At 45.3% G+C, this 23,189-nt stretch carries 25 protein-coding genes; 13 read left to right on the top strand and 12 right to left on the bottom strand.

Annotated elements, in window-relative coordinates:
- Positions 1-42: 42 nt before the first annotated feature.
- The 3 genes from M1D72_RS00435 to M1D72_RS00445 all read left to right on the top strand — a co-directional run bounded on the left by M1D72_RS00435 (position 43) and on the right by M1D72_RS00445 (position 3,000).
- A complete protein-coding gene (locus M1D72_RS00435; protein ID WP_456295130.1) occupies positions 43-963 on the top strand; it encodes a LysR substrate-binding domain-containing protein in 921 nt (306 codons plus the stop codon).
- Between the two features lie 60 nt (positions 964-1,023).
- Positions 1,024-2,148, top strand: coding sequence for a M14 family metallopeptidase (locus M1D72_RS00440; protein ID WP_390192768.1), 1,125 nt, complete (start codon positions 1,024-1,026; stop codon positions 2,146-2,148).
- A gap of 294 nt (positions 2,149-2,442) precedes the next feature.
- On the top strand, positions 2,443-3,000 hold the full coding sequence (locus tag M1D72_RS00445) for a hypothetical protein (protein WP_456295131.1): 558 nt from the start codon (positions 2,443-2,445) through the stop codon (positions 2,998-3,000).
- A 55-nt stretch (positions 3,001-3,055) separates the two neighbouring features.
- On the opposite strand, the gene M1D72_RS00450 is transcribed toward M1D72_RS00445, so the two are convergent.
- The 4 genes from M1D72_RS00450 to M1D72_RS00465 form a co-directional block, all read right to left on the bottom strand.
- On the bottom strand, positions 3,056-3,949 hold the full coding sequence (locus M1D72_RS00450; protein ID WP_456295132.1) for a hypothetical protein: 894 nt from the start codon (positions 3,947-3,949) through the stop codon (positions 3,056-3,058).
- Positions 3,950-4,306: 357 nt separating this feature from the next.
- A complete protein-coding gene (locus tag M1D72_RS00455) occupies positions 4,307-4,891 on the bottom strand; it encodes a mechanosensitive ion channel domain-containing protein (protein WP_390192776.1) in 585 nt (194 codons plus the stop codon).
- A 78-nt stretch (positions 4,892-4,969) separates the two neighbouring features.
- Positions 4,970-6,088 (bottom strand): GGDEF domain-containing protein, encoded by a 1,119-nt coding sequence (locus M1D72_RS00460; RefSeq protein ID WP_456295133.1) that lies wholly within the window; start codon positions 6,086-6,088, stop codon positions 4,970-4,972.
- A 325-nt stretch (positions 6,089-6,413) separates the two neighbouring features.
- Positions 6,414-6,914, bottom strand: coding sequence for an HAD family hydrolase (locus M1D72_RS00465; RefSeq protein ID WP_456295134.1), 501 nt, complete (start codon positions 6,912-6,914; stop codon positions 6,414-6,416).
- 521 nt (positions 6,915-7,435) lie between these two features.
- Here M1D72_RS00465 and M1D72_RS00470 point away from each other — a divergent pair.
- Both M1D72_RS00470 and M1D72_RS00475 read left to right on the top strand, forming a co-directional pair.
- Positions 7,436-8,368: a hypothetical protein gene (locus M1D72_RS00470; protein WP_456295135.1), complete on the top strand. Its 933-nt coding sequence runs from the start codon at positions 7,436-7,438 to the stop codon at positions 8,366-8,368.
- Between the two features lie 77 nt (positions 8,369-8,445).
- Positions 8,446-8,937: an NAD(P)-binding domain-containing protein gene (locus tag M1D72_RS00475; protein WP_456295136.1), complete on the top strand. Its 492-nt coding sequence runs from the start codon at positions 8,446-8,448 to the stop codon at positions 8,935-8,937.
- An 85-nt stretch (positions 8,938-9,022) separates the two neighbouring features.
- Here the strand turns inward: M1D72_RS00475 and M1D72_RS00480 are convergent, their stop codons facing one another.
- The 3 genes from M1D72_RS00480 to M1D72_RS00490 form a co-directional block, all read right to left on the bottom strand.
- Entirely contained in the window at positions 9,023-9,640 is a 618-nt protein-coding gene (locus M1D72_RS00480; protein ID WP_456295137.1) for a glutathione S-transferase family protein, read from the bottom strand.
- A gap of 9 nt (positions 9,641-9,649) precedes the next feature.
- Positions 9,650-10,675 carry an NADP-dependent oxidoreductase gene (locus M1D72_RS00485; protein ID WP_456295138.1) on the bottom strand — a complete coding sequence of 342 codons (1,026 nt, stop codon included), beginning with the start codon at positions 10,673-10,675 and terminating at the stop codon, positions 9,650-9,652.
- A 115-nt stretch (positions 10,676-10,790) separates the two neighbouring features.
- Entirely contained in the window at positions 10,791-11,378 is a 588-nt protein-coding gene (locus M1D72_RS00490) for a TetR/AcrR family transcriptional regulator (RefSeq protein WP_456295139.1), read from the bottom strand.
- A 173-nt stretch (positions 11,379-11,551) separates the two neighbouring features.
- Between M1D72_RS00490 and M1D72_RS00495 the strand changes: the two genes are divergently transcribed.
- Positions 11,552-12,160: an HAD family hydrolase gene (locus tag M1D72_RS00495; protein WP_456295140.1), complete on the top strand. Its 609-nt coding sequence runs from the start codon at positions 11,552-11,554 to the stop codon at positions 12,158-12,160.
- A gap of 114 nt (positions 12,161-12,274) precedes the next feature.
- Here M1D72_RS00495 and cyoE read toward each other — a convergent pair whose 3' ends face one another.
- Genes cyoE through cyoA form a run of 5 tightly spaced genes read right to left on the bottom strand, consistent with a single transcriptional unit; the run spans position 12,275 to position 16,995 of the window.
- Positions 12,275-13,141 carry a heme o synthase gene (cyoE, locus tag M1D72_RS00500; RefSeq protein ID WP_390192795.1) on the bottom strand — a complete coding sequence of 289 codons (867 nt, stop codon included), beginning with the start codon at positions 13,139-13,141 and terminating at the stop codon, positions 12,275-12,277.
- A 7-nt stretch (positions 13,142-13,148) separates the two neighbouring features.
- Positions 13,149-13,472, bottom strand: a complete 324-nt coding sequence (cyoD, locus tag M1D72_RS00505; protein ID WP_390192797.1) for a cytochrome o ubiquinol oxidase subunit IV — start codon at positions 13,470-13,472, stop codon at positions 13,149-13,151.
- A complete protein-coding gene (gene cyoC / locus M1D72_RS00510; protein ID WP_456295141.1) occupies positions 13,472-14,065 on the bottom strand; it encodes a cytochrome o ubiquinol oxidase subunit III in 594 nt (197 codons plus the stop codon). Before cyoC ends, cyoD begins: the two co-directional genes overlap by 1 nt.
- Positions 14,055-16,091, bottom strand: a complete 2,037-nt coding sequence (gene cyoB, locus M1D72_RS00515) for a cytochrome o ubiquinol oxidase subunit I (RefSeq protein ID WP_390192802.1) — start codon at positions 16,089-16,091, stop codon at positions 14,055-14,057. Before cyoB ends, cyoC begins: the two co-directional genes overlap by 11 nt.
- A gap of 4 nt (positions 16,092-16,095) precedes the next feature.
- Positions 16,096-16,995, bottom strand: coding sequence for a ubiquinol oxidase subunit II (gene cyoA / locus M1D72_RS00520; RefSeq protein WP_390192804.1), 900 nt, complete (start codon positions 16,993-16,995; stop codon positions 16,096-16,098).
- A 1,227-nt stretch (positions 16,996-18,222) separates the two neighbouring features.
- Between cyoA and M1D72_RS00525 the strand changes: the two genes are divergently transcribed.
- The 7 genes from M1D72_RS00525 to atpG are packed head-to-tail and all read left to right on the top strand — an operon-like array spanning position 18,223 to position 23,188.
- Entirely contained in the window at positions 18,223-18,621 is a 399-nt protein-coding gene (locus M1D72_RS00525; RefSeq protein WP_390192807.1) for an ATP synthase subunit I, read from the top strand.
- Positions 18,622-19,392, top strand: a complete 771-nt coding sequence (atpB, locus tag M1D72_RS00530) for a F0F1 ATP synthase subunit A (RefSeq protein WP_390192809.1) — start codon at positions 18,622-18,624, stop codon at positions 19,390-19,392. It abuts the gene before it with no gap.
- A 47-nt stretch (positions 19,393-19,439) separates the two neighbouring features.
- Entirely contained in the window at positions 19,440-19,676 is a 237-nt protein-coding gene (atpE, locus tag M1D72_RS00535) for a F0F1 ATP synthase subunit C (RefSeq protein WP_004730405.1), read from the top strand.
- A gap of 43 nt (positions 19,677-19,719) precedes the next feature.
- Positions 19,720-20,190, top strand: a complete 471-nt coding sequence (locus M1D72_RS00540) for a F0F1 ATP synthase subunit B (protein WP_390192844.1) — start codon at positions 19,720-19,722, stop codon at positions 20,188-20,190.
- A gap of 10 nt (positions 20,191-20,200) precedes the next feature.
- Positions 20,201-20,743 carry a F0F1 ATP synthase subunit delta gene (locus M1D72_RS00545; RefSeq protein ID WP_456295142.1) on the top strand — a complete coding sequence of 181 codons (543 nt, stop codon included), beginning with the start codon at positions 20,201-20,203 and terminating at the stop codon, positions 20,741-20,743.
- Positions 20,744-20,755: 12 nt separating this feature from the next.
- Positions 20,756-22,294 carry a F0F1 ATP synthase subunit alpha gene (gene atpA, locus M1D72_RS00550; protein ID WP_456295143.1) on the top strand — a complete coding sequence of 513 codons (1,539 nt, stop codon included), beginning with the start codon at positions 20,756-20,758 and terminating at the stop codon, positions 22,292-22,294.
- 33 nt (positions 22,295-22,327) lie between these two features.
- Positions 22,328-23,188 (top strand): F0F1 ATP synthase subunit gamma, encoded by an 861-nt coding sequence (gene atpG, locus M1D72_RS00555; protein ID WP_390192851.1) that lies wholly within the window; start codon positions 22,328-22,330, stop codon positions 23,186-23,188.
- The last annotated feature ends 1 nt before the right edge of the window (position 23,189 follow it).

The following is a 23,189-nucleotide window of genomic DNA, read 5'->3' on the forward strand; positions in this document are numbered from 1 at the left end:
AAATGGAGACTATTTCAATAGCTTGTTTCCAAAAGGTAAAGAATGCAGGGTCTGACGGATTTACTTGGAATGCGGGTTTTCGAACGGGTAGTGAGTTTGGGAAGCTTAACCGCCGCTGCCGAAGACTTAGGGCTGTCACTGGGGGCTGTATCTAAACGATTAACTAACTTTGAACAGCGTCTTGGCACTCAACTCATTCATCGCAGTACGCGTAAATTATCGGTCAGTGATGAGGGACGATCGCTCTATCAGCATATTCGGCGCATTCTTGATGAAGTGGATGAGGCAGAAGAGTCGTTGAGGAACCAAAAATCTCAGCTTTCTGGTAGCTTGAAAATCACTGTGCCGACCAGTTTTGGTCAACGCCATTTGTTACCCGCTTTAAGTGAGTTTAGCCAACGTTACCCGCAAATCCGCCTGCAACTACTCTTTAGTGATGAATTAAAGGATCTGATTGAAGAGGGGATTGATGTTGCCATTCGTTATGGCGAACTGCCTGATTCTCGGCTGGTGGCGCGTAAGTTACTGACCAACCGTCGTGTGCTCTGTGCTTCCCCTGATTATTTGCAGCAGTTTGGGTATCCCACCAGTATTGATGATTTGGCAAAGCATCGCTGCATAGTGATGGGGCATCATGTTGAAACCGAGTGGCGCTTTGCGGAGCACAAAGTTCATATTCATGGTTACATGGCGTGTAATGATGGTGAAGCGTGTCATCGTCTCGCCCTGCAGGGGGTTGGCGTGGTGATGAAATCGTACTGGGATGTTGCCGATGACCTCAATTCTGGGCGTTTAGTACAAGTGCTGCCACAGTTTGCCATCATCGAAGCCCCCATCAACTTGGTGTATTTACGCAGCCAAGATCTTGCGCCGCGGGTAAAAATGTTTGTCGAATACTTGGTATCTGAAATGGCCGAAATTGATCGCCAGCCTTTGTTATCAGGTCAATCGCTTGGTGACTGACTTTCATCTCAGGGCGCTTCCTGCTAAGTTTGGATCATTCTCCTTACCAGAGTGAACCCAATGAAAATATTCAGTAATTTTGAAAGCGGAAATATCCTTGTCGAAAAAGCCCAATCGCCGGAGGATATTCAGCTATCGATTCCTTGTGATAACCAGTCTGAATTTGCTCAGTGGTTTCACTTTCGCCTAGAAAGTGAACCGCAAGTCTCTCATCAATTTAAGTTAGTTAATCTTGCCAAATCCGCCTATCCAGAAGGTTGGAAAGATTACGATGTGGTGGCGTCTTATGATCGCGAAGAGTGGTTCCGTATTCCGGCCCAGTTTGATGGTGATACCTTAACCTTTAAAGTGATTCCAGAATATGGCTCGATGTATTTCGCATACTTTGCTCCATACTCTTACGATCGTCATCAAGATTTACTGCATCAAGCGCAGATGAATCATAACGTTACGCTGGAAACACTCGGTCATACGCTAGATAACAACGACATGAGCTTACTCACCATTGGTGAACCGGAAGAGGGTAAAAAACGCATCTGGGTTATCGGCCGTCAGCACCCTGGAGAAACGATGGCAGAGTGGTTCATTGAAGGGTTGTTGCAGCGTTTGTTGGACGACACCGATACGGTTGGACGCGCTTTACTCGATAAAGCGGTGTTTTACGTCGTACCGAATATGAATCCCGATGGCAGCATTCGTGGGCACTTACGCACCAATGCGATTGGCGTCAACCTTAACCGTGAATGGGCAGAGCCAAGTTTAGATAAAAGCCCGGAGGTTTACTATGTGCGCGAGCGTATGTTGCAAACTGGGGTTGATATGTTCCTTGATATCCACGGAGATGAAGCGATTCCGTATAACTTTGTCGCGGGTAGCGAAGGCGTTCCAGGCTATGACGACCAGATGCAAAGCACAGAACAAGCGTTCAAGCATGCATTATTGACCATCTCGCCGGAGTTCCAAGATGAGGTAGGTTATCCAAAAGATAAGCCAGGAAAAGCCAATTTGACGGTAGGTTCTAATTGGGTGAACCACCAATTCCACTGCCTATCGTATACCGTCGAAATGCCGTTTAAAGATCACATTGCGCATCCTGATGAATTTTATGGTTGGTCGCCTGAACGTAGTGTGGCGTTTGGACAAGATGTTTTGGCGGCAGTGTGGGCCGTTGTCGATAAAGTTTAACGCCTTCAATGAGGACGTGATGACACTGAAAACCAGAGCTTGTGCTCTGGTTTTTTTTAACACGCTCCAAATCTTTTGATGGGTGATTTGAGGTTGCTCCACAATTTAGTCGGTTGGGTATTTTATTTAACGCAAATTTGTTGCCGCATAGTAGATATATGCGCCGTATGGTTGCTGGCAGTGGTGGTTAATTTTTTTTGTGTGTTCATGTTCAAAGACGAAAAGTTAACCAACCATACGGCGCATGCTAACAACGTTGACAACAATAAAAATCTCAATTCATCAGGACGAAACATGAAAAACAAGTTGATGTTATTGCTAGCCGTTGTATGGCTGGCTGGCTGTGCTGGTTCCCAGCGCTACACCTATTATGTCGAACCCACGCCGCTTGTCGCGGAGCAATCGAAATATGTATTGGGTAATGTCGATGTCCAGCTAACACTCGGGCACGGCGCGATTGAAGGCGATCGCACATTTGCTTCTCAGCGAGAATTGCAGCAGGAATTTGCCCAGTATTTGCAACACTTTCTAGAGCAAAGTGGACACGCGGCAAAAGACAGTGCAAGTGCTGATGCGACAATTGATGTCGTCATCGATTACAAGCGCACGTTTAATTATGGTGGGCATGCGCTCAACAAGCCAGAAGTTGAGCACGCTATCGTGCTGAGCAAAAATGGCACTAAACTCGCGTCTTTTGAACAAGGGCCTTATACCACCAAGTATTCGTATCTTGAAGACTTGGCGGTCAATTTAAAAATCGCCAGTTTCAATTGGGATCAAGAAGACGAGCCAAGAGATGTCAGCTTGATTGCTGAGCACTTGATCAAAGATGTGACACAAATTGGCCAATAACGGGTCGGCCAGAAAACAACAAACCCAGCATTGGGCTTGTTGTTATTCGATTGATTTATGCTAGCGCAAAATCGGCATCGTTGGTGAGCAGCGTGTAATCATCGTCATCGATGTGAACCGTGATTTGGCTAAAGCTGTCGGCATCGTAGTTAAGCTCTTCGAGGTATTGATGATGTGCGCGGTCGACGGCGTCAACGTGATAGTCCAAATTACTGGCGAGTTCGACATCAAGGTCGACAATCACTAAGCCCATTTCAGATTGCGCATTGCTCTCAATTAATGCTGAGTCGACTGTTAAAGATTGGTCGGTTTGGCTACCATGAATCACTTCAAAGCCGCTAAATTCAACCACATCGTCACCGTTGGTGATCAGCACATCAAACCCTTCGCCACCGTCAATTTGACGTGTTTGGCTAGAGCTGAGCGCATCACTTAATTCTGAGATATCAACGATGTCTTCACCGGTGCCCATATCGATATCAAACTCGGTCCATTGCGTGCCACCAAAATTTCCCATCACCAGTTGATCATCGCCTTCGCCGGTGTTGATGGTAAATAAATTGCTCCAACTGGCACTGTTACTTTCGACGCCAATGAATAGTGAGTCGTCAGAGTCAACACCAGAGGTATCAATATAGCCACGTTTTGCGCCAAGGACTTCCAATGCTGAATAGCCTAAATCCGATTGATTAATCAAGCTGACGTCTGTCACGTTATCAATGGTGGCTTCTTCATAATGCCCGTTAACGTAAGCCTCTTTATACGTTTCACCCCAACTTTCTGTATACAGATACAGACTCGAGTATTGGCTGCCATCATTGCTGTTGTAATCAAACGCTCTTACACCATCGAACTGGTAGTTACCGCTAACGGTGATACCGTTGCTGCTATTTAGACCTAAAGAAGAGCCAGAACCGTCGACGTTGGAGGCACCAATAATCACACTCATCGTAAATTCCTTATTTCATTTCAAACACATCGAGCGCTGTGGTCAGCGCGAGGGGCATGATTCTAACGAAGGCGATGGCAAATGACTTATCACTGGTAATGGAATGGTCTTTTTTTGGTACTTATAAGAATATCACTCTCTTTTCTTATAATGCAAAGACATAATAACAGCAGGATGTTGAATCTCGAACACGCTAATGATTAGGGTAAGCGTTTATCTATCTGATTTATAAGTTATTAACTTTTAAAGTGCTGGTTTCGCATAAGGGAATAGTTTATTTTTCTAAGCATTGGCAGTCTAGTTTTAAGGCTCGCCAAATAGGTTTAGAAAGGGTAACCCCTTTTCCGGGGGCTACGCTTACTTGCGAGTGTGACGTGTATAAAGGCGAGTTTTGATTTTGCTCTGGGTTTTGTGTTCCGGATAGAGCTTGATGACACCCTTTTGCAGAATTAAATTATTGGGGTAGGTAATCATATTGCCGCTTTCGTGCTTAATCAGAACGTGAAACATCGTAATATCGATAATTTCTCCACGTACATCTTCATCTTTATCCATCACTTTAATGCGATCGCCGATACGATAAGGAAAGACAAAGAATATGAGAAAACTGGCGGTAATGTTGCTCAAAATTGACCATTGTGCAACCAGCGCAACGCCAAGTACCGCAAAAATGGAAGACAGAAATAGCGCAATATCCCCGTAGCCAACACCGCTGATGATCAGTAACAGCGATAGAACGATTGCAGCCAACATGACATTAAAGCAGCGCAAAATAAAATTAAGCCGCAATGACTTAACTTGCTTTTTGCTCGCAAGGCTACGAATCGTTGCGTGTCCGCCTCGCTTTACCAAACGGTAACCAATGAGTAACGCAATAAGCCAGATCAGTTTATGAATCAGGGATTCGGACAGGTAGTGGGTAAGAACTTCCATAAATGGCATGAGAATCGTTATGTTTTTTGCATAATAAGCGACTCTGCTATCTTCGCCAACGATTAGTTGTTATCGCGCTTGATCGAATTAAATGGCTTGCCGAGTAATCCGCTCCGCACACTGTTTTTTGTCACTCGCAGACACTTCAATACGATTACGGCCATTATGTTTTGCTTTATATAATGCGCTGTCGGCTTTTTCCGTCGCTTGCTGGAATGGCGTTTCTAGGCTGCATAGCGCGATGCCAATTGAACACGTGACTTGCTGTTGATGAGGCCAAGAATGCGCTGCCATCTGTTTATGAATTTGGCGCGCAGTAAAATAGGCTGACTCGATATCATCACAGCGTATTAAGCCGAGAAACTCTTCACCTCCCCAACGAATTAACGTTCCTTGGCTGCGTACGATGCTCTGTGCAATGTCAGCGAATTGAGTGAGAACATCATCGCCCACTTGGTGCCCATAACGGTCATTGAGGTGTTTAAAATGGTCCAAGTCGATATATAACAGACAAAACGGAGTGTGAAGAACCTTCAGTCGATGCACCAGTTCGAGACCGCCGCCGCGATTGAGCACTTTGGTTAAAGGATCAACCGTCGCTTGCTTTTGCAGGCTATGACTGCGTTCTGAAAGTTGGATCACTCGGCGTTTAAGGCGCTTTTGTTGGCGATGAATACGCGTTAGGTAGCGCATCAGTTGGTGAAGAAGAAACCATAACCAGATAAAACTGAGCAAACCGTAGAGTGTGAAATCAGGAATTAACTTACCTTGTGTCGAGAGTTGGTTGATCTTGATTTGATATAAGCCTTGTGGAGCGCCCTCAGGGGTGAGTATGGAAAGGCTTACGATATTCGTTAGGTCTACCATGCTACGCAACATATCCGCTTGGCTTGCTTCACGCCACCAATCGGCCACTTGGATATACTCGGTCGGTAGAGACAACCCATTGGTATGCTCATAGGTATCAAAATTAATTTGATGGATTTTATGATGCCAGTGCTTAGGCAGGTTCGGGTCATATTGATGAAGATAGACTCGAACCGGATAATCCTGCAGAGGCCAACCATCGCGAGTCATGCTTATGTTGAGATCTAAGCTTCCAAACTGAGAAAAGTTGAGGCCATGAGTCGCATCTTTTCCCAGTTGAAATGTGTATTCACAAAATGAGCGTGGACTCTGATCCGCGATCTGACATAAAAAGCCCACCCCCTCCTGAAAAGGAAGGGCTATCGCCTTTGAGTTCCCGCCACCATAATCGCTGTTCGTTGTTATCGAGCCTGGAGAGTTCAAGAGGTTGATGTTTCTCTGAGAACAAAAATGTAAGGCCAATAATGAAACCGTTAACGCGATAAGGAAGCCTATCTTTCCTTGATTTCCTAGCATTGTTGGGGATTATTTTATTGTTATGTAACTGGTTCAGTATATGAGTCTACCGAAGGTCGATGTAATAAACTTAAGATTTATAATGTAATTATTATGCTTCACCATAAAAATATGGATGAAACGTTTGCATATTCATATCAAAGTCGCGTCAAAGAACTGGATTAAGCAGTTCACTTAAATGATGTATCTGTTGGACATTTGATGGCAACGTGCCTTGGGTTTCATGACCTAATGGGTTAAACCATATACCATAAATCCCTGCTTTTATTGCGGATTCTACGTCGGTTTGATAGTTATCGCCAACCATCACGATTTGGTTGGGGGGAATGTCTAGGTGGTCAATGATGCGTGTAAAAAATTGGTCGGAACCTTTGCCAACGCCAAGCGTGTCATAGCAAAAGTAGCCAGAGAGATACTGCGCGAGTCCTACGCGCTCAAAGCAGCGTTGTATATCGGTTAGGCTAGAATCTCGCGCATTGGTGGCTAGGTAAATTTGATGATTTCTGCTGAGTGTACTTAATACGGTCTCTGCATGCTCAACGAGACGAACTTCAGGCCAGTCACACATTTTTCCTTCAAAATGCTTAAAGTCGACCATAAGCGTATCACCCCAATCAAACAAATAAGTCGTCGTGCTTTTTGATGTCATTCCCTCTCCTTGTGATTAATCTTCCCTTGCTTCGAGTTAACATACTAAACAAAACAGCGGTCGTCAGTGTTTATCGTTGACGCTGGTAAAAGAAATGGCGTTGGGCAACTTATGGTCGAGAGGTTATCGAGTTGTTTGGAGTTAACTTAGTGTCACTGTTTGCAATAAAAGAAGGCCCACGTGGGGACGTGGGCCTGAAAGGGCACTAATACCAATGCTAAAAATGTTTGGAGATGGTCAAATAATCCATATTGCGCCTTAAAAGTTACAGAGTCAGGTAACTCTTTTCGGCTTGACCACAGTTAAGTTACCATTTGTATCAATATTGTTAATAGAATTAAAAATGTAATCATAGATTTCACTTATAGGTACTTGTTGTAACATAAGGGCTATCGCGGCAATGGGGTAAATACAGAGCCGATAAATTGTGAAATTACTTCCTGATACAAAAAATAGTCTGTTAGGTTAGCTTTTGGTCGCCTATATAATACTTAAAGATGACTTTTGTATTGGAGACGCTTTTGCTGCGTTGGCTGTTATGGGGAGCGATCGCTGTTCCGATCGCTGCATGGGGGATTTTTCATCTCTACCACGATATATGGTGGGTAGAAAATGTCATTTCAATTCCCGGTATCTTTCTGAGCTACTTTTCTCTGCTGTCGATTGCGACTTTTGCGTTACGTTACTGGGCGCATTTTGTGGTGGGTGTATGCAGTTCGGTTGTGTTTTTAATGATGGCCGAGCCAGAACAGCAGCAAGTGCTTGCTCACTGTGCAACACCTGTTTCAGTGGGGCAACTAACCTTATCTGAATCGACACTTAGTGATGAACAATGGCAGCAATTGATCGCTACTGGCGTTGATATGCTCGTGATTCAAAACATCGACGGTGAACTAAGTAAGGACAATGCAAAGCGTTTAAATGCAGTTTTTCCCCATCAATACAAAATGCCTGCATCATCGACCTCGCGTGGACAATGGCTATTGAGTCGATTTGTCCTCAGTAACATTTCACAATTTTCGATTGGCTACGGACACCATGCGCTGAGAGCGGTGTGGCATCCGGTTCCGCAAAAGCAAATTACATTGGTTTCTGCGCTGTTACCTTACCCATTTGATCAAGCGCAGTGGAGTTTAAGAAACGCATTGTTGCGTGGCGTGGAATCGCAAGTTTATCTTGATGACCAGAATGAAATGCTGGTGGTCGGGAACTTGAGCATTTCAGCAACCAATTTGCGTTTTTCCGGTTTATTTCCCGGCTTCGAAACCGCGCCAGTTGCCAGTTGGCCTACGCATCTTGGCGAGGTGGCACTGCCATATTTCATGATGTTGAGTTTAGATCATGTATGGCTCAAGTCTTTGCAGTCTGGACGGCGAATATGTTCACGCACCACGGAACGGTCGATAAGCGGTGAAATGCATCGCATGATAAAAACCGTGATTGGTTTTCGCTAGATAAAATCCAAACTAATTGATTTTATGGATATAAATTGCAAAACTGGTTTCTCATATCGCAATGTCTAGGAGCTTGCATGGAGCATACGCGCCTCGCTTTTATCGGATTAGGAGCTATGGGTTATGCTGTGGCTGGGCAATTACAGAATGCGGGGTTTCATACGTCCGTTTATGACGCAGACTTTCAGGTAGCGAAAAAATGGGGAAGTGAGTTTCCTGGCCAAGTATTTGAGACTCCTGAAGAAGCTGCTCAAGAGTGTGATGTGGTATTTATGTGGACCGCCAGTGATGCAGAGATACAGCAAGTCATTTACGGTGAGGATGGTGTATTAGGGGGGCTAAAAACCGATGCGATTTTAGTCGACCATAGCGCGACATCAAAACCTGTGGTGGCAGAACTAACTCAAGCCTGCTTAACGACCGGTCATCCTTTTATTGAGGCTTTACATCGCCGAGAGCAAGACGGTGAGCTCACTACCATTGACTGCCAAGGACAGCTTGAAGCGTTTGAGCGTGTTCAACCCATTATGCGCCACTATGCCCAAAAGGTGGTGCTGGTGAATCGCTGAGTCGAGCGAGAGCAATGGATAGCGCTTGTATTGCTCATGAGTGAAAGAAAAAGCCACTGAATATTCAGTGGCTGTGTTTTATTATTTAGCCGTAAAGGCGTTCCAGCTGTTCAGCCGCACGATGCTTTTCATGCCCTTCCAGCGTGCTTGCATAGCGCTGAATATTTGGAAAACGTTCAATCAGCCCAAAGCGTGCGACAATCTCGACGACAAAAGACATCAAGATATCTGCGCCGGTTAAGCGCTCTTCAACCAGATAGGTTTTGCCTTCCAAGCAAGCATCAAAATACCCTAGCACTTTGACACATTCTGCGTTTGCGTAGTCTCCTAAGAAATTGGTTTTCGCCCCATCTTTGGAGACAAACATCTTAAGAAGCAGAGGGAGCATTGCCGAGCTTTCTGCGAAGTGAAGCCATTGAAGGTAGTCAACATAGGCATCACTGTCGCGCGCTGGCGCCAGTGAGCCGGACCCATAGCGTTCGATAAGGTACTCGGTAATCGTGCCAGATTCCGCAATGACTTTTTCACCATCTTCAATCACTGGGGATTTGCCAAGTGGATGGATATTCTTTAGCTCAGGCGGTGCCAAAAACGTCACACTGTCGCGCTTATAGGGCACAATTTGGTATTCAAGACCAAGTTCTTCAAGTAGCCAAATGATGCGCTTTGAGCGTGATTGATTGAGGTGGTGAAGTTTAATCATGCGAATTCCTTATTGAGTTTTAACCACCAACTTACCGAAGTTTTTACCTTCTAATAAGCCCATGAAGGCTTGTGGTGCGTTTTCTAATCCTTGTACCAAATGCTCACGGTATTGGATCTTTCCTGCTTGTAACCATTGTGTCATATCTTCAGCGAATTCGTTATAGCGGTGAGCATAATCATCAAAGATGATAAAGCCTTGCATTTTAATGCGCTTAATCAGAAGTTGCCCCATCAGCAGTGACATACGGTCAGGACCTTCTGGCAGTCCGGTGTTGTTGTACTGAGAAATTAGACCACACAATGGAATGCGGGCGCTTGTGTTGAGCAGAGGCATCACAGCATCAAATACTTTACCGCCAACGTTTTCAAAGTACACATCAATACCTTGGTCACAAGCACTGGCTAACTGTTCATTGAGATCGGCAGCACGATGGTCGATACAGTCATCAAAGCCTAACACGTCTTTGGCATAGCGGCATTTTTCTTCGCCACCAGCGATACCCACCACTTTACAACCTTTAATTTTAGCAATCTGACCGACCATAGAACCCACCGCGCCTGTTGCTGCCGCAACGACCACGGTTTCACCCGCTTTCGGTTGGCCGATATCCAGTAAGCCCATGTAGGCGGTAAAGCCAGGCATACCCATGACGCCGAGTGCGTAAGATGGATTTTCTGGGTTTTTGCCAAGTTTCAGTAAACCTTCACCATTTGAGATAGCGTAGTCTTGCCAACCTGAGAATGAAAGAACCCATTCACCCACTTCGAAATCAGCGTGGTTTGATTCGACAACGCGAGCGACAGTCCCACCGACCATCACATCGTTCACTTCGACCGGATCAGCGTAAGATTTCGCATCACTCATGCGACCACGCATGTATGGGTCAAGCGATAGGTATTCAGTATGTAACAACACCTCACCTTCTTTAGGTGATGGTTTGCTGACTGCTTCTAATCGAAAGTCGTCTTCGGTTGGGGCGCCAACAGGACGAGAAGCGAGTACGATTCGTCGATTTTGCTCTTGTGTTGTCATGATAATTACCTTCATTAGACCAGTCGTCTAGTTTTGAGTGAAAAAAGAGCTGTGGCTTTTAAGCTACAGCGTTTCGACTTAGGTGTCAGCCTTGATGCCGTGTTAAATCCGCGACTTAAGGCTGTTTTAAGCGTTGCTCGGTATACGCCAAGCAGCGTGTTAATCCGTTTTGGTCATGGAACAGCTTATTGAGTACACTCGCGCCTATCCACATATGATAGATATCGAGTGCGGCTTCGTGGCTGTTGGTCACCAAAATGGAGCCATCTTGTTGGCCTTGTTCAATGATGTTCGCCACCGTCTCGATGATGCGTTTTGAACCTTTAGCCAAAGCAAGGCGCATCGGCTCTGATAAATCAGACACTTCTGCGCTCAACTTTACAATCAAACAGCGGTTGGCGTTGCAAGTATCGTCATCAACCGAGAGCCAATGTTGAAAATAAGTCATCAGGCGCTGATAGGCATTTTGCGATTGCTCAGAAAAGATCTCATGAATGCGCTGACGATAACGCATGAAATAGTCTTCAATCAGTGCCTCACCAAATTGCTCTTTTGACTTGAAGTAGTGATAAAAAGAGCCTTTAGGCACATCGGCGGTTTTGAGTAACTCTGACAAGCCCACGCTGGTAAAGCCTTTTTGCACTACCAGTTGGTATCCTACATCGAGGATATGGTGTCGAGTATCGTGAGTTTTGCTGTTCATAGTGGCCACTATAAATAAAATTAGACCAGTCGTCTAGTGGGGCGTGTATGACGGTTGAACATTAAGCGTAGGCTTGTTGGTTGAATATAAGACAATATCAATAAAAGCAAAATGATAGGCTGAATTCTCACCCATAAAGCATTAACGTGGTAAGCCCTACTGAAAGGAGAACAATGATGATTCGTAATGTGATTTTTGATATTGGCAATGTGCTGGTGCGGTGGTCTCCACACGAGATTCTACGACTCACATTTGGTGATGATGTTGATGTTGACACATGGTCGCAGGACATTTTTCACAGTGATCTCTGGGACAAGTTAAATCGTGGCTTGGTGACCGAGCAGGAAGCGGGACAACAATTTGCTTATATGCTTGGGGTTTCTGAGCAACAAATGGAGATTCTGTTCTACTACGTTAAACGTACTCAATGCCCGTTATATGGGTCGGTTGAGCTCGTTCAAGATATCAAAAAAGCGGGCTATGGTGTTTATGCGCTAACTGATAATCTGCATGACATTGTCACGTTTCTAAAGCAACAGTATACGTTTTGGCCGTTGTTTGACGGAGCGATTGTGTCAGCGGAAGAAGGCTGCGTTAAACCTGGCGCTCAAATCTTTACCACTCTATTTGAACGTTACGATTTAGACCCAGCATGCTGTGTGTTTCTGGATGACGCACAGAAAAACATCGTAGGGGCTCAGCAAGTTGGAATGCAGGGGATTGTCTTTGAGCATGCCCAGCAAGCTCGAGAGCAATTAAAAGCGTTAGGGTTAACGTTTTAGGCGGGAAGAATAAGTCGGTGCATCAGAACAGAGTGTCGGAATTCCGTTAACATCGCGGAATTAGGCGACCGCAATGTCAACAACAGCTCTGAACTGTGCACCAGATTCTTAAATTCAGATAGCAAACGGCAGTAACTCAAAGCCGAGTACGCCGCTAATGCTCATCACTGCAACGAGCGAGATCTTGAACACGGATTTGGCCCAGGTCTCGTAGTTGTCATAGGTTACCGAACGGAAAGTCACTTTTAGCCAGTAGAAACTGACCAGTGATGACACGGCGAGATACGTATAGCTAGCTTGTCCTAGGAAGAACAGCGCTAAGCCAACGACCGCGAAGGCCACCACATAGGCTTTCATATGTCGGTGTGCTTTGCTGATGCCTTCTTTTACCGGCAATACAGGAATGCCTGCTTCACGGTAATCCTGCATACGGAACATTGCGATCGCATAAGAGTGCGGCATTTGCCAAAGACAAAACAGCACAAACAGCAATACGGCATCGATGTTGATGTAGTTCGTGACCGCCAAGTACCCGACTAAAGGAGGGACTGCGCCAGAGATGCTTCCAATCAAGGTGCCATACACCGAAGTACGTTTGTACCACATGGTGTAAAAGAACACGTAAAAGATATATCCCAACAGTACCACGACCGTGGCAAGTGGGTTGACCTGTTGATATAAAAGCCCGGTCCCAAGAACCAGTAACACCAGAGCGTATACAAACGCATGATCCACGCTGATCGAACCGACCACCATTTCACGTTTGGCTGTACGCGCCATTTTCATATCGATATCGCGGTCGAAAATATTATTCACCACGCAACCCGACGCAATCACAAGCGCTACGCCTGCAAGCGTCGGTAGCATCAGTTCCCAGCTTACTGCTTCAGACTTCGCTGCGAGGAAGAACCCCGCAGCGGCTGAAATCAGATTGCCGAAAATAATGCCCGGTTTCGTAATAGACAGGTAGCTTTTCAGCATTTTGCACCTACAACATCATATTTTCGTGCAAGTTCCACATGATCCAGAGGGAACCCGCAATCAAAATAAGCACAACGATGGCACTAAATACCAAGGACACCATGTTCCATTGGCCTTGCTCTGATTTCACTTCCATGTGTAGGAAGTAAGTAAAGTGCACAATCACCTGAACAATCGCACAACCGAACAGAATCGCGTAGGTTGTGGTTTCCGGTAGGCTTTGCGTATAAGCAAAGTAGAACGGAATGACGGTCAGGATAAGTGAAAGGACAAAGCCTTTCACATAATCACGAGCACCAGTGTTTTCAGTGTCTGAATGTTGATAACTCATTACATCACTCCTAACAAGTAAACAATGGTGAAGACACAAATCCAAACGATATCAAGGAAGTGCCAGAACAAGCTTAGGCATTGGAAACGGGTTTGCATGGTTTCCGTTAGGCCTTTGCTGTTCAGTTGCTGATAAGCAACGGCAAGCCAGATAAGACCAAAGGTTACGTGCAGACCGTGAGTGCCGACCAGCGTAAAGAACGCTGATAGGAACGCACTGCGCTGTGGACCGTGTCCAGCTTCAATCAGATGATGGAACTCGTAGATTTCCATGCCAATGAAGCCTAGACCCAGTAAGAAGGTCACGATCATCCAGCGTTTCATCGCTGGAAGATCTTTGCGCTTCATTGCAATCATGCCAAAGCCGAAAGTAATACTACTAAATAGCAGCAACATGGTTTCGACAAAGACGAATGGAATTTCGAAGATGTCTTTACCAATTGGGCCGCCAGCGGTAGCGCCAGAAAGTACTGCATAGGTCGCAAACAAAGTTGCGAACAAAATACAGTCACTCATCAGGTAGATCCAGAAGCCGAACAGCTTGTTCGCGCCAGTATCATGATGATGATCGTGAGCGTGAGTATCAGCGTGCATAGTTCGCCTCCATATCATCTTCGCTGTCTGTCTGTTTGCCAGACGCTTTTTCCGCTTCAGCCAGTTGAGCACGACGCTCCGCTTCGATCGCTTTGATCTCTTCAACGGTAACGTAGTAATCCACGTCGTCGTTGTAGCTGTGACGGATAGAAGTCACGATGATGGCAACAAAGCTGATTGCTGCGAGCCACCAAACATACCAGATCATGGCAAAACCAAAGATGGTTGCCCACGCTGAAACATACATACCCGTTGGGGTGTTTTTCGGCATGTGGATTGGTTCGTATTCTTCTTCTTCCATTGGCTTAAATTCGCCACGTTCTTTTTGGTACCAGAACGCATCCAATTCATCGGCTTTTGGAATTTTTGCGAAGTTGTAGAACGGCGGTGGTGACGAAGTCGCCCACTCAAGCGTACGACCATCCCACGGGTCACCGGTCACATCGCGGTTTTGCGCGCGGTCACGGAAGCTCACGTAGAACTGAATCACTTGACACAATACGCCCAGAGCAATCACGGCAGTACCTGCTGCTGCAACCGCAAGCAGTGGGAAGAATTGTGGATCAAGGTTTTGGCTGATACGACGTGTCATACCCATAAAGCCCAGTGCGTAAAGCGGTAAGAAGGCCATAAGGAAGCCCACAATCCAGCAGAAGAACGCACGTTTGCCCCAAGTTTCGTTAAGCGTGAAACCTGTCGCTTTCGGGAACCAGTAAGTGATCGCCGCAAAACAACCAAACACCACGCCACCAATGATAACGTTATGGAAGTGTGCAATCAGGAATACTGAGTTGTGCAGTACGAAGTCCGCACCTGGAACGGCCATCAATACGCCCGTCATACCACCGACACTGAACGTGATCAGGAAGCCGACTGTCCAAAGCATTGGTGTCGTAAAGCGAATACGGCCTTTGTACATAGTAAATAGCCAGTTGAAAATCTTAACACCGGTCGGTATCGAGATAATCATGGTGGCAATACCAAAGAAGGCATTGACGTTGGCACCAGAACCCATCGTAAAGAAGTGGTGTAGCCAAACAACGAACGCGAGCACAGTAATAACGATGGTTGCCCACACCAGTGAGGTGTAACCAAATAGTTTCTTACGTGAGTAGGTTGCGGTCACTTCTGAGAACACACCAAAGATTGGTAGAATCAGAATGTACACTTCTGGGTGGCCCCAGGCCCAAATCAAGTTGACGTACATCATCATGTTGCCGCCCATATCATTGGTAAAGAAGTGCATACCAAGATATCTATCAAGCGTCAGCAGGGCGATGGTTACGGTTAGAATTGGGAATGAAATGATGATCAAAATGTTGGCACACAGAGATGCCCAAGTGAACACTGGCATTTTCATCATCGGCATGCTTGGCGCACGCATACGGAAGATGGTCACAAAGAAGTTCACACCCGTTAGCGTTGTACCGACACCCGATATCTGCAGTGCCCAAATCCAATAATCGACCCCGACCCCTGGGCTGGCATCAATACCAGACAGTGGCGGATAAGCAAGCCAACCTGTACGACCGAACTCACCCAGACCTAACGACATATTGGTTAGAATCACACCAGCAACAAACAGCCAGAAGCTCAAGTTGTTCAAGTATGGGAAAGCAACGTCACGCGCACCGATCTGTAGCGGAACGATGATGTTCATTAGGCCGATAACCAAAGGCATCGCCACAAAGAAAATCATAATCACGCCGTGGGCGGTAAAGATTTGGTCGTAGTGGTGCTGCGGTAAGTAACCCGCTTCACCGGCTGAAGAGAGCAGCTGTTGACTACGCATCATAACGGCGTCTGCAAAGCCACGAAGCAACATGATCATTGCAACAATGATGTACATGAAGCCCAATTTTTTATGGTCTACTGAAGTAAACCACTCGGTCCATAAATACTGCCACTTACCTGCTTTTGTGATCATCGCTACGATAGCAATACCCACAATCGCGATCACCGAGAGGGTGATCATGATAATTGGCTCATGATATGGAATCGATTCGAGAGTTAATCTACCGAACATAGAATTATCCTTCCTCTGAGACTAGGCAGGCTGCGTCAAAGCTCGCATTCATTGAACCTGGATATTGCGTTACCACGTTGGTAAACAGCTCAGGAACGACTTTTGAATAATACGTCACAGGCGCATCGATAGATGGCTCAGCCAGTGATTTATAAGCAGCAAGGTCTGAAAGGGTATCCGGGCTGGCTTTCACCATGTTGACCCAGTTATCAAAGCTGTCTTGGTCAGGCAGCGCCTTGGCAGTGAACTTCATGTGCGAGAAACCTTCGCCGCTGTAGCTCGCTGCGATTCCTTTGAAGTCACCTTCGTGGTTCGCGATTAGGTGAAGACGCGTCACCATGCCTGGCATTGCGTAAATCTGACTACCTAAACGAGGAATAAAGAAGGAGTTCATGATGTTGTCAGAAGTCAGTTTAAACTGAATCGGTACATCTTTAGGGAATGCAACGTAGTTCACTGTCGCAATCTTCTGTTCTGGATAGATGAATAACCATTTCCAGTCGAGAGAGACTACTTCGATGGTCATTGGTTCCACTTCACTGACTAACGGCTTGGAAGGTTCCAACTCGTGAGTCGAGTGCCAAGTGATGGTACCCAAAATCGCAATAATGATGATTGGAATAGTCCAAACGATCACCTCGATTTTAGTGGAGTGCGACCAATCAGGCGCATACTCTTCATCCGTATTGGACGCTCGGTATTTAAACGAGAAATAAAGTGTCATCAGAATCACAGGGATAACTACAATGAGCATCAGCAGTAGTGATGTGATAATCAACTCTTTTTCTTGAACACCAATAGCGCCTTTCGGATTAAGCAATGCAGAATCGCATCCTGAGAGCAAAAGAACGGCAAAAGCCAGACTAGCCCTCGACAAGATGCTTTTATATCTTGAGGCTTCCATTAACTTTCTCGATGTCTTTTTGGGCCACGTCCAGTTGTACAATTGCTAATGTAAAACACAATCGCCAGCTAAACCGTGGTCGTTATCGTCATTAGAATATGTATGTGTTGAGCTTATGTAATACCGTATTTTCGATAACAACAAACCCGCTAGAGTGGAGAATCAGTTAAAAACCCTGATTTCTATATGGTCAAATTGTTACACTTGAAAAGGCGATGTTACAATCCTGCAATTATGCTTAGATCGTTAACGAACCTCACGCAATGAAAATGCAATCTTAGATTGCATTTTTGATAGTTCAAGGGGTGATCTGTTTCCTTGTATTTGATTTGGAATACTTATCGCAAATTTGGCGCTAGCCCACGTCGCATATGGGCACGTTAAGGATGTGTTACTTTGTAGTGGGGTGATTAACGATTCATTAACATAGTTGTGAAGAATCGTTGTGGAGTTAACGATTTAACCAACAGAATGGCCTGTCGTAAATAAGTTGGCACGAGAATTGTTAGCGATAAATACAGCGAGCGAATGATTCAAAAAAATCTGCAAAAACCTCAAAAAATGTAGTGTTTTAGCGCTTTGTGAGCGCCATCACCTTAAACATTGACCACAGACAGTCGGCGCTCATCAATGACCAAAATCGCTTAAATAATCTTCACTGCACCAAAAAAATACAGCAAATAAATAATGATAAATTTTTTACAATTATTTAATAGATGAAACTTTTAATTGTTAATTAGTTTAACGAGGGAATGTCAGGTCGCTTAAATATATTAAAGAAACCTGAAAATGATAATTTCATTCAATTTTTTAATTTAATAAATCCTTTATTAAATTATTGGACTCTTAAGTAGGTAAACTTTCATTCCTTGAAAGGTGAGTCCACGTCCCTGTGACTGAGCTTTTAGTCTTAATGCTGATAAAGACTAACGTCCACTTTATAGATGGCATTAAAAAAATACAAATAAATAACCCTATCAAAAATGGAATGATAATTTTCAAGTTTTCCGATTTCGGAAAGATTATTTCTGGGTGTATATTTCAAAACGTTTTCAGATAAAAATATTTTTATCTTCTCTAAATGTCAGTCGTGAATATTATTTATCATGACCGAAATTATTCTGTGAATTTTTCTTATCACAATAAGAGATTTTATCTCAGAGAAGATTTTTGTTGTGAAATTAATTTCTCAACTCGCATTTAGAAATTGAAACTCAAGGTGACTTTATGGAAGCAAGCAGCACTAGTGACTCGATCATGTTGGCGGGAAAAAGGATTCTAATCACTCAACTGGTTATTGGTTTAGTGTTTGTACTTTTTGAGCTTTTCTCTGGAGGTGTGGTTGGCGTTGAGTCTGCTGTGACGGGAGTGGTTATCGCCATCATCCCATCGATGGCGGGCATGTTGTTTGCCTCTATGAAGTCGAAGATGAAACCCACGGAGAGTCTACGAGATTTAATGAATTTAAGTAGAAATATCAAACTGATATACACAATTATTTTGTTTATATTGACCTTTAGATTCATGGCTCTGCGTAACATTGTGGTACTTATTGCGTTTAGTTTGACCATGTTTGGGCACTTCTTTACGCCGCTCTTTAAGGACCAGGATGAAAGGAAGGCTTAAATGGAAAATGTCGTAACTGCTCATGAGTATATCGAGCACCATCTGACCTTTCTCACTGCTGGCGAAGGCTGGTTCGGAATCAATGTCGACTCCATGATTATGGTGTGGCTGTTCGGGATCATTTTTATTCTGGCTTTCCGTTTGGCGGTGAGTAAAGGAACAAAAGGTGTCCCTGGTCGATTCCAATGCTTAATTGAACTTATATTTGAATTTGTCGATGATCTCGTCAAAGAAATATTTCAATCTAAGGATAAATTAATAGGTCCATTAGCACTGACAATATTCGTCTGGGTGTTGTTAATGAACTCAATTGATTTATTGCCAATCGACCTCGTACCGGCTTTAACAAAAATGATGGGTATTGGTCATTTCCGCGATTTACCATCCGCTGACGTAAACGTCACCATGTCTATGGCTTTGGGCGTATTTATTTTAGTGATTGGGTATACGTTAAAAACTAAAGGGGTAATGGGTTTTATTAAAGAGCTTACAACGCAGCCTTTTGATTCTCCATTCTTATATCCTGTGAACTTTGTTTTAGAACTTGTAACGCTTATTTCTAAACCAATTTCACTTGGTCTTCGACTCTTTGGAAATATGTATGCAGGCGAGATGATTTTCATCCTTATTGCATTAATGCCGTGGTGGATGCAGTGGGCACTGAGTGTTCCATGGGCATTGTTCCATATTCTAATCGTTATTCTTCAAGCCTTTATCTTTATGGTATTGACCGTGGTTTATCTCGGTATGGCTGTGGAAGAACATCATTAATTTTTTAACTTAATACTTTGATTTAATTTGTATTTTTAGGAGTTGTTATGGATATCGTTAGCGCAGTTCTATACGTAGCAGGTGCACTACTGATCGGTCTTGGTGCGGCAGGTGCTGCTTCAGGTATCGGTAATCTTGCGGGTAAATACCTTGAGGGTGTAGCACGTCAGCCTGATTTAACCCCAATGTTGCGTACTCAGTTCTTCATCATGATGGGTCTTGTGGATGCGGTACCTATGATCGGTGTTGGTATCGGTTTGTACATCATCTTCGCTGTAGCGTAATTCGAATACATAATTTTCAACACGTTATAGATGTGAGGGTGCTATGAACATAAATGCTTCAATGTTAGGCCAAGCAATCTCGTTTGTGATTTTCGTTTGGCTATGCATGAAATACGTCTGGCCACCACTCGTAAAACTTCTCGACGAGCGCCGAGCTGAAATTGCGCAAGGCCTTGAACATACTGAAAAAGCGGCAAAAGAATTGTCGTTAGCGCAAGCCAATGGTGAGCAAATCATCAAGGAAGCGCGTCAAAAAGCTCAGGCCCTAATCGAGCAAGGAAAACAGCGTCAGGACCAAATGGTTGCTGATGCAGTGGAACTGGCCAACCAAGAAAAAGCGCGCATCATCGAAGAAGGCAAAGCAAACGTCGACAATGAGCGCAATCGCATTCGTCAAGAGCTGAAAGAAGAGATGGCTGACCTTGTAATTGAAAGTGCCAGCAAATTGATTCGTCATAACTTAGACAGTGCATCAAACCGCGAGCTGGTGAACAAATTCATCAGTGAAATTTAAGGGGGCGTGCATGTCTGAATTGACTGAAGTCGCTCAACCTTATGCCAAAGCAGCGTTTGATTATGCCAAGGACGCAGGCAGCTTAGAGGACTGGCAGCAGATGTTTGACATTATCGAGCTTGTTATGCAGCAGCCTAAAACGCAGCTGCTAATGAGTGAACTCGATGAAGAGAGCTCTGAGCAACCGCTACTTGATTTGATCCTCTCCGCCAGTGGCGAATGGCTCGACAAGTACTTTGAGAATTTCCTTAAAGTGATGGCGGAAAATCAACGTTTAATCGCGCTGAGTGACGTAATCGATCAGTTCCGCCAATTGAAAGCGGACTACGAGCAAGTGATGACAGTGACAGTGTGGGCATCTGAGCCACTTGATGAGGCGCAGAAAGCACAGCTTATCGAGGCGTTACAACGCAAACACGGTAAAGCAGTCACACTGGAGCAGCAGCTGGATCCATCCCTTGTAGGTGGTGTGGTAATTAAAGCGGGTGAAACCGTCTACGACGGCAGTATTCAAGCCAATATTGAACGACTCGCCACCAACCTGCATGTTTAATGGGGTATAGAAATGCAATTAAATTCTAATGAAATTAGTGAACTAATCAGAGAGCGTATCGTCAATTTTGACCTTCAATCTGAAGCGCGAAATGAAGGTACGATCGTATCGGTAAGTGACGGTATCATTACCATTCATGGCTTAGCTGACGTGATGCAAGGTGAGATGCTTGAACTGCCTGACAACCGTTTTGCCCTAGCGCTAAACTTAGAGCGCCACTCTGTCGGCGCGGTGGTCATGGGCCCATACGCTGACTTGTCTGAAGGTATGAAGGTTAAAGGCACTGGCCGTATTTTGGAAGTGCCTGTCGGCCCTGGTCTTTTAGGCCGTGTGGTCAATACCTTGGGTCAACCTATTGATGGTAAAGGCGCGATCGATTATGTCCAAATGGACCCAGTCGAAGTAATCGCACCGGGCGTAATCGACCGTAAATCGGTGGACGAGCCTATCCAAACCGGATACAAAGCGGTTGACTCAATGGTGCCAATCGGCCGTGGTCAACGTGAGCTGATCATCGGTGACCGTCAAACGGGTAAAACCGCTCTGGCGATTGATGCCATCATCAACCAAAAATCGTTAGGCGTAAAAGCCATCTACGTGGCTATAGGTCAAAAAGCCTCTACCATTGCCAACGTGGTTCGTAAACTGGAAGAGCACGGCGCGCTGGATAACACCATCGTGGTGGTGGCGTCAGCATCGGAAGCGGCTGCGCTGCAATACCTTGCGCCATATGCCGGTTGTACCATGGGCGAATATTTCCGTGACCGCGGTGAAGACGCCTTGATTGTGTATGATGACCTGTCAAAACAAGCCGTTGCTTATCGTCAAATTTCGTTGCTGTTAAAACGCCCACCAGGCCGCGAAGCCTTCCCGGGGGATGTTTTCTACTTGCACTCACGTTTACTTGAACGTGCAGCGCGTGTGAACGAAGACTATGTGGAGCGCTTTACCAACGGTGAAGTGAAAGGCAAAACCGGTTCTTTGACTGCATTGCCAATCATCGAAACTCAAGCCGGTGACGTGTCAGCGTTCGTTCCGACCAACGTTATCTCTATCACTGATGGTCAGATCTTCTTGCAAACCCAGCTATTCAACTCTGGTTTACGTCCGGCGGTTGACCCAGGTATCTCGGTATCTCGTGTGGGCGGTGCTGCGCAAACGAAGATCATTAAGAAACTGTCTGGTGGTATTCGTACCGCACTGGCTCAGTACCGCGAACTTGCGGCATTTGCGCAGTTCTCATCTGACCTTGATGAAGCAACACGTCGTCAGCTTGATCACGGTGAGAAAGTGACTGAGCTGATGAAGCAAAAGCAGTACACGCCGATGACGGTTGCCGAACAAGCATTAGCGATTTTCTCTGCCGAGAAAGGGTTCCTGACTAATGTTGAGTTGAGTGATATCTCTAAGTTCGAAGATGACTTGTTGTCTTACGCTCGTCAGAACGCGAAACCGCTATTAGACACCATCAACCAAACGGGCGATTACACCGAGGAGACAGAGCGCGAATTGCAAAGCTTGCTAGAAAAATTCGTCGCTGTGCATTCGTAACGCAATCACTCGCGTCATTAGTAGGAGTCCGTTATGGCAAATACCAAAGAGATTCGCACCAAGATTGCCAGCGTGGCCAACACGCAGAAAATCACCAGTGCAATGCAAATGGTCGCCGCCAGCAAAATGCGCAAAGTGCAGGACAATATGGAGGCCTCTCGCCCTTACGCCCGTAATATGCGTAAGGTGATCGGTCACGTTTCGTCAGGGACGCTGGAATACAGCCATCCCTTACTGCAAGAACGTGAAATTAAACGAGTGGCTTACATCATCATCTCTTCTGACCGCGGCTTATGTGGTGGTTTGAACAGTAACTTGTTCAAGAAGGTGATGGTTGACATGCAAGAGTGGCAGGACAAAGGCGTTGAGGTGGATACCACTTTGATTGGCTCAAAAGCCATTAGCTTTTTCCGTTCATTCGGCAAAGTGATTGCACAAACATCTGGTTTAGGCGACAAGCCACGAGTTGAAGATCTACTCGGTACCGTGAATGCGATGATGGAGCACTATGCAGATGGCAGCATTGACCGCCTGTACTTAGTGTGTAACCAGTTCGTCAACACCATGGTGCAACAACCGCGTGTGATTCAGATGTTACCGTTCCCGAAAGAAGATATTGAACGTGATAAAGACGTTCGTTGGGACTACATCTACGAGCAAGCGCCTAGAGACATACTTGACCACTTAATCCAGCGTTACGTTGAATCGCTGGTGTATCAAGGTGTCGTAGAGAGCATCGCCTGTGAACAAGCCGCGCGAATGGTGGCAATGCAAGCCGCTACCGATAACGCCGGACAACTGATCGAAGATCTACAGCTTGTTTATAACAAAGCTCGTCAGGCGGCCATCACTCAAGAATTGAGTGAAATTGTTTCGGGTGCGCAAGCGGTTTAAA

It is taken from the genome of Vibrio sp. AK197 (assembly GCF_053903115.1).